Raw genomic sequence first — 6,000 nt, 5'->3', positions numbered from 1 at the left:
TCCGTCGGGCACCCGGTCCGTTGGGCCTTCCGAGGACCCGCCGGGCGGACCGGCCGGTCCGCCCGGCGGGCGCTCCGGTCCGTCAGGCTTCCGAGCCGTTGGTCCGGTCCGTGCCGTTGGTGCCGCCCTGGCCGCCGCGCGAGCCGCCGCCGAAGACCGTGTCCCGCAGCTTGCCGCCCAAGTCGCCCGCACCGCCCGCGATATCGCGGACCAGGCCCATCAGCGGGTCCTTGCTGTTGCGCACCGACTCGGCGTAGTGCGCCGCCGAGTCCCGGAACGAGTCGGACACCGAGGTGTCCTTGTCCTCGTCGCGGCGGGGGTAGTGGCCGTCCATGATCCGCTGGTACTCGCGGCTGGCCGCCCACTTCTTCAGCTCGGCCGCCCGCACGGTCGTGAACGGGTGGCTGCGCGGCAGGAGGTTGAGGATCTTCAGCACGGAGTCGCGCAGATCGCCGCCCGACTCGTACTCGTCGGCCTGCTTGAGGAAGGCGTCGACGTTCATCTCGTGCAGGTGATTGCCGCCCGCCAGCTTCATCAGACCGCGCATGGAGGCCTGCAGGTCCTGCCCGACCAGCAGCCCGGCGCGGTCCGCGGACAGCTCGGACTTGCGGAACCACTCGCGCAGCGCCGTCACGATCGCCATGATCGCGACGTTGCCCAGCGGGATCCAGGCGACCTTCATGGCGAGGTTCGTCAGGAACAGCAGGATCGTGCGGTAGACCGCGTGCCCGGACAGGGCGTGGCCGACCTCGTGGCCGACGACCGCGCGCATCTCCTCCTCGTCGAGCAGCTCGACCAGGCCGGTCGTCACCACGATGATCGGCTCGTCCAGGCCGATGCACATGGCGTTGGGCTGCGGGTCCTGATTGACGTACATCGGCGGGACCTTCTCCAGGTCCAGGATGTAGCAGGCGTCCAGCAGCATGTCGTGCAGGTGCGAGAACTGCTGGTCGCTGACGCGCACCGAGTCCGACAGGAACAGCAGCCGGAGACTGCGCTCCGGCAACAGGCCGCTGAGCGTCTTGAAGACGGTGTCGAACCCGCTGAGCTTGCGCAGGGCGACCAGCGCCGAGCGGTCCGCGGGGTGCTCGTACGACCGCGAGGAGATTCCGGGGAATCGCCGCCGGTCCCGGCTCGGTACACGCGCGCTGCCGTCTGGGCTCTCCGTCATTGGGGCCTCCCCCTCTTCGACTGCGTGAGTTTCAGACTAGAGGACGCCACTGACAGGCGAATGGATGCTCGGGCGTAGGCTGGCGATCGCACCAATGACCGCACAGGCCCGTACAAAAGACCCACGGGCCGGTACCCGAGGAGCGCCGCCATGCCGCATCCGAGCCTGCTGCTCGCCGCAGCCGAGCAGACCGCCAGGGACGGCGGCCCCGGATGGATCCTGCGCACCGTGATCATCGTCGGCGTGCTCGGCGCCGTCCTGCTCGCGTGGTTCCTGCTGCGCGGCTACGGCCAGGACTGACCGGCCGGGACCGCACCCCGTAAGGCGCGAGGGCGCGGCCGGGCGCATCCGGGTGGAGTCGCCGTGAGCCCGTGGTGAGCCGACGCATACGATGTGGTGGAAGTCTCTGCCCGCACCGAGCCCGGATTGGTCCTGCTGACGATGAGCCTGCACACCACCGCACAGTCCCTGGTTTCCCTCGCCGCCGAACCCGGCCACGAGGGCGGTCACGCCAGCCTCAGCCCTTTCCTGACCGGCGGCGGTGCCCTGTTTGTCCTGCTCCTCCTGCTGTGGGTCACGACCCGCTTCAACCGGGACCGCTGAGCCCCGGCACCCGGCCCCCGGCATCGCGCGACGCCCAGTAGGGTCTGCACGCATGGGAGAGCACACAGGGCCCGTGAAGCGGCGACTCGGAGTGATGGGCGGGACGTTCGACCCGATCCACCACGGACACCTGGTCGCCGCCAGCGAGGTGGCCAGCCAGTTCCACCTCGACGAGGTCATCTTCGTGCCGACCGGGCAGCCGTGGCAGAAGAGCCACAAGAAGGTGTCCCCGGCCGAGGACCGGTATCTGATGACGGTCATCGCGACCGCATCGAACCCGCAGTTCTCCGTCAGCCGCATCGACATCGACCGCGGCGGCAAGACGTACACGATAGACACGCTGCGTGATCTGCGCGCGGAGCACCGTGACGCGGATCTGTTCTTCATCACCGGCGCCGACGCGCTCAGCCAGATCCTGACCTGGCACGATGCCGCGGAGCTGGTGTCGCTCGCCCACTTCATCGGGGTGACCAGGCCCGGCCACGTCCTCGCGGACCCCGGGCTGCCCGAGGGGGCGGTGTCCCTGGTCGAGGTGCCCGCGCTGGCCATCTCCTCGACCGACTGCCGGGCGCGCGTCGCCCAGGGGGATCCGGTCTGGTACCTGGTGCCGGACGGTGTGGTGCGCTACATCGACAAAAAACAGCTGTACCGCAACGACCGCTGACGGGGCTGACGGAAAGGGGCACCGGTGAGCGACCGACACGATCCGTACGGGCCGCAGGACCCGTATGCCCGCGACCCTTACGCCCAGGAGCAACAAGGGCAGCAGGGACAGCCGGGCTACACCTACGACGCCTACGGGCAGCCGGTCTACCACGACGCCGCCCGGCCGCAGTACGAGCAGCAGCACGACCCGTACGGCGGGCACCCCACCCCGTCCGCCTACGAGGGCTACGACCCGTACGGCACGCCGCAGGGCCACCAGGCGCAGCAGACCTACGAGGGCCAGCAGCAGACCTACCAGGGGCAGCAGGGTCAGCAAGCCGGCCCCGACTATGGCTACGACCCTTACGGCCGTGGCCAGGGCCAGGCCGGAACCGGCCATCCTCAGCAGTACGACCCGTACGGCCGGCCGCAGCAGGCGGCCTCCCAGCAAGCAGCCCCCCAGCAGGCGCCCCCGCAGGAGTGGATCCCGCAGCAGGCCCAGCAGTCGCCGTACGAGCAGCTCTCCTACGAGGAGCAGCGCTACGGCGCTCCGGCACCCGGTGGCCGCGAGGACGCCCGGCGGCCGGCCGGTGGGCACGGCGCCGCGTCGGACGGCCCGATGGGAAAGACGGCGAGCGGCCCGGGCGACGGTCCGGGTGGTGCCTCTTCCGGAGCCCCGGACTACGGCACCGAACAGTTCTCCTTCATCGAGGAGCCCGACGAGGACTCCGAAGACGTCATCGACTGGCTGAAGTTCACCGAGAGCCGCACCGAGCGGCGCGAGGAGGCCAAGCGGCGCGGCCGGAGCCGGATCATCGCGCTGTCGGTCCTCCTGGTCCTCCTGGTGGCCGGTGGTGCGGGCTATCTGTGGTGGGCGGGCAAGCTGCCCGGACTGGCCGGCCCGGACACCGGCCGGACCGCCGCGGCCGGCGGCCAGAAGCGCGATGTCCTCGTGGTGCACCTGCGGGACACCAAGACGGGCAACAGCTCGACCGCGCTCCTGGTGGACAACGAGACCACCCACAAGGGCACCACCGTCCTGCTGCCCAACAGCCTTGTGGTCCCCAAGGACGACGGCAGCAGCACCACGCTCGGCAAGGCCGTGAAGGACGACGGCGCCGAGCCCACCCGTGACGCCCTGAACAGCCTCCTGGGCGCCGACCTGAAGGCCACCTGGCGGCTGGACACGCCCTATCTGGAGAACCTCGTCGAGACGGTCGGCGGGATCACCCTCGACACCGACGCCACCGTGCCCGGCGCCAAGAAGGGCGCCTCCCCGGTGGTCAAGCAGGGCCGCGCACAGGACCTGGGCGGCCAGGCGGCCGTCGCCTACGCCACCTACCGGGCGCCCGGCGAGCCGCAGACCCGGCAGCTCCAGCGCTTCGGCCAGGTCATGCAGGCGACGCTGAAGAAGGTCTCCAGCGATTCGGACGGCGCCACGGCCACCGTCAAGGCGCTCCTGCAGGTCCTCGACCCGCCGCTCACCGAGGCCCAGTTGGGCAGTTCGCTGGCGCAGCGGGCAGAACTGGCGAAGACCGGCGCCTACCGCACGACCCTGCTGCCCGTACAGGCCGACGGCACCGTCAGCCAGGCCACCGCGGCCGGCGTCGTCAAGGACGTGCTCGGCGGCACGGTCAAGAGGGCCGCCCCCGACACCACCGCCCGGGTGGCCGTCCGGAACGCCACCGGCAACAAGGCGGCCACCGGCAAGGCGCAGGTCGCCCTGCTCAACGGCGGCTACACCTTCGTCGACGACGGCAGCGAGGGCGCGGCCCGGGCCGTCTCCCAGGTGACGTACGCCGACGCCGCTTCGAAGGCGAAGGCCGCCGAGGTGGCCAAGACGCTGGGCCTGCCGGCCGGTGTGGTCCGGCAGGGCAAGGGCGCCGGGAACGCCGACATCACGGTGGTCCTCGGGCAGGACTTCAAGGGCTGACGGGAGGGGGCGGTCCGCCGCAGGACCGCCCCGCCCCGACCCGTCACCGGTGGTCCGGGGCCGCCGGAACCGCCCCTGACCAGCCCGTATGTGTGATGTGACCCGCTGGTTCGAAAACTCGGCCGGGTGTGTCAGTGGTCCGTGAGACCCTTGAGGGGTACCTGACCGCCGATCCGGTTGCCCTCGGGGACCGCGGCGCGCGCCGCGGCGGGGCCGAGTGCCCACCCCGTGACCGGCCGGAGAAGCAGCCCTCGACCCGGAAAGCCGCTTGTGACCGCCACGGACCGCTCCATCGAGCTCATCAACGCCGCAGCCCAGGCCGCGGCCGACAAGCTCGCGCACGACATCATCGCGTACGACGTCAGTGACGTCCTCTCGATCACCGATGCCTTCCTGCTGGCCTCGGCCCCCAGCGACCGCCAGGTGAAGTCGATCGTCGACGAGATCGAGGAACGGCTCACCAAGGAACTCGGCGCCAAGCCGGTCCGCCGGGAGGGCGACCGCGAGGCCCGCTGGGTGCTGCTCGACTACGTCGACATCGTCGTGCACATCCAGCACAGCGAGGAGCGGGTGTTCTACGCGCTCGAGCGGCTGTGGAAGGACTGCCCGGAGATCGGTCTCCCCGAGGACGCCAAGGCCACCCGCGGCAAGGCCGCCGCACACGCCGAGGCCGCTGCGGGCGGGCAGGACGGAGAACTGCTCTGAACGGCACGAAGCGGGCGTCGGGCCGCCGCATCGTCCTGTGGCGGCACGGCCAGACGGCCTGGAATCTGGAGCGCCGCTTCCAGGGATCCACGGACATCGAGCTGACCGATACGGGGCTGGCCCAGGCCCGGCGCTCGGCCCGGTTGCTCGCCGCCCTGCGGCCGGACGCGATCATCGCCTCCGACCTCCGGCGCGCGGCCGCCACGGCGAGTGAGCTGGCCGCGCTCACCCGGCTCGACGTGACCCATGACGCGGCCCTGCGCGAGACGTACGCGGGTTCCTGGCAGGGGCTGACCCACGAGGAGATCCTCGCGCGCTACGGCCAGGAGTACACCGCCTGGAAGCGCGGGGAGCCGGTGCGGCGCGGCGGCGGCGAGCTGGAGACCGAGGTCGCCGACCGGGCCGCGCCCGTGGTGCTCAACCACGCCGACAAGCTGCCCGAGAACGGCACCCTGGTCGTGGTCAGCCACGGCGGCACGATCCGCACCACCATCGGGCGGCTGCTCGGCCTGGAGGCCCACCACTGGGAGGGCCTGGGCGGTCTGTCGAACTGCTGCTGGTCCGTGCTCGGCGAGGGCGCGCGCGGCTGGCGCCTGTTGGAGCACAACGCCGGCACCCTGCCGGAGCCGGTGCTCGGCGACGACGTCTGACCCCCGCGGCGGCCGGGCACCCCCGGATTTCACATCTGGGCAGGTCGCAGGCTAAAGTTCTTCTTGTTCGCGGCGCCGCCGGGGAAATCCCCGGAGGAGCGGACAAGACCCGGGGCTATAGCTCAGTTGGTAGAGCGCCTGCATGGCATGCAGGAGGTCAGGAGTTCAATTCTCCTTAGCTCCACAACCCGGATGATCCCGCCTCCAGATGGAGGCGGGATCATTGCGTATGTGCGGACCCGCGCGGCCCGGCCCGCTGTGAGGACGGACCTGACCTGGGGGGCCGTCCGTGG

7 protein-coding genes and 1 tRNA gene are annotated in these 6,000 nt (G+C 71.2%); 7 read left to right on the top strand and 1 reads right to left on the bottom strand.

Annotated elements, in window-relative coordinates; genetic code table 11:
- Nucleotides 1–82 precede the first annotated feature (82 nt).
- Entirely contained in the window at nucleotides 83–1,171 is a 1,089-nt protein-coding gene (locus ACFV1J_RS09715) for a M48 family metallopeptidase (protein ID WP_385856728.1), read from the bottom strand.
- 150 nt (nucleotides 1,172–1,321) lie between these two features.
- Between ACFV1J_RS09715 and ACFV1J_RS09710 the strand changes: the two genes are divergently transcribed.
- The 7 genes from ACFV1J_RS09710 (at nucleotide 1,322) to ACFV1J_RS09680 (ending at nucleotide 5,891) form a co-directional block, all read left to right on the top strand.
- A complete protein-coding gene (locus ACFV1J_RS09710; protein ID WP_385856727.1) occupies nucleotides 1,322–1,471 on the top strand; it encodes a hypothetical protein in 150 nt (49 codons plus the stop codon).
- Between the two features lie 93 nt (nucleotides 1,472–1,564).
- Nucleotides 1,565–1,774 (top strand): hypothetical protein, encoded by a 210-nt coding sequence (locus ACFV1J_RS09705; protein ID WP_236680772.1) that lies wholly within the window; start codon nucleotides 1,565–1,567, stop codon nucleotides 1,772–1,774.
- Nucleotides 1,775–1,826: 52 nt separating this feature from the next.
- Nucleotides 1,827–2,438: a nicotinate-nucleotide adenylyltransferase gene (gene nadD / locus ACFV1J_RS09700; protein ID WP_051798734.1), complete on the top strand. Its 612-nt coding sequence runs from the start codon at nucleotides 1,827–1,829 to the stop codon at nucleotides 2,436–2,438.
- Between the two features lie 24 nt (nucleotides 2,439–2,462).
- On the top strand, nucleotides 2,463–4,352 hold the full coding sequence (locus ACFV1J_RS09695; protein ID WP_385856726.1) for an LCP family protein: 1,890 nt from the start codon (nucleotides 2,463–2,465) through the stop codon (nucleotides 4,350–4,352).
- Nucleotides 4,353–4,622: 270 nt separating this feature from the next.
- Entirely contained in the window at nucleotides 4,623–5,057 is a 435-nt protein-coding gene (rsfS, locus tag ACFV1J_RS09690) for a ribosome silencing factor (RefSeq protein WP_385856725.1), read from the top strand.
- Nucleotides 5,054–5,707: a histidine phosphatase family protein gene (locus ACFV1J_RS09685; RefSeq protein WP_385856752.1), complete on the top strand. Its 654-nt coding sequence runs from the start codon at nucleotides 5,054–5,056 to the stop codon at nucleotides 5,705–5,707. Before rsfS ends, ACFV1J_RS09685 begins: the two co-directional genes overlap by 4 nt.
- Before the next feature lie 111 nt (nucleotides 5,708–5,818).
- Nucleotides 5,819–5,891: transfer RNA gene (locus tag ACFV1J_RS09680), tRNA-Ala, on the top strand.
- Nucleotides 5,892–6,000 lie beyond the last annotated feature (109 nt).

Source organism: Streptomyces sp. NPDC059649 (genome assembly GCF_042734445.1).
Classification (GTDB): domain Bacteria; phylum Actinomycetota; class Actinomycetes; order Streptomycetales; family Streptomycetaceae; genus Streptomyces.
This window is presented reverse-complemented; position numbering and strand designations above follow the sequence as displayed.

Coding starts and splice junctions, on each gene's coding strand:
- ACFV1J_RS09715 (WP_385856728.1), bottom strand. CDS start 1,171: ATGACGGAGAGCCCAGACGGCAGCGCGCGTGTACCGAGCCGGGACCGG.
- ACFV1J_RS09710 (WP_385856727.1), top strand. CDS start 1,322: ATGCCGCATCCGAGCCTGCTGCTCGCCGCAGCCGAGCAGACCGCCAGG.
- nadD (WP_051798734.1), top strand. CDS start 1,827: ATGGGAGAGCACACAGGGCCCGTGAAGCGGCGACTCGGAGTGATGGGC.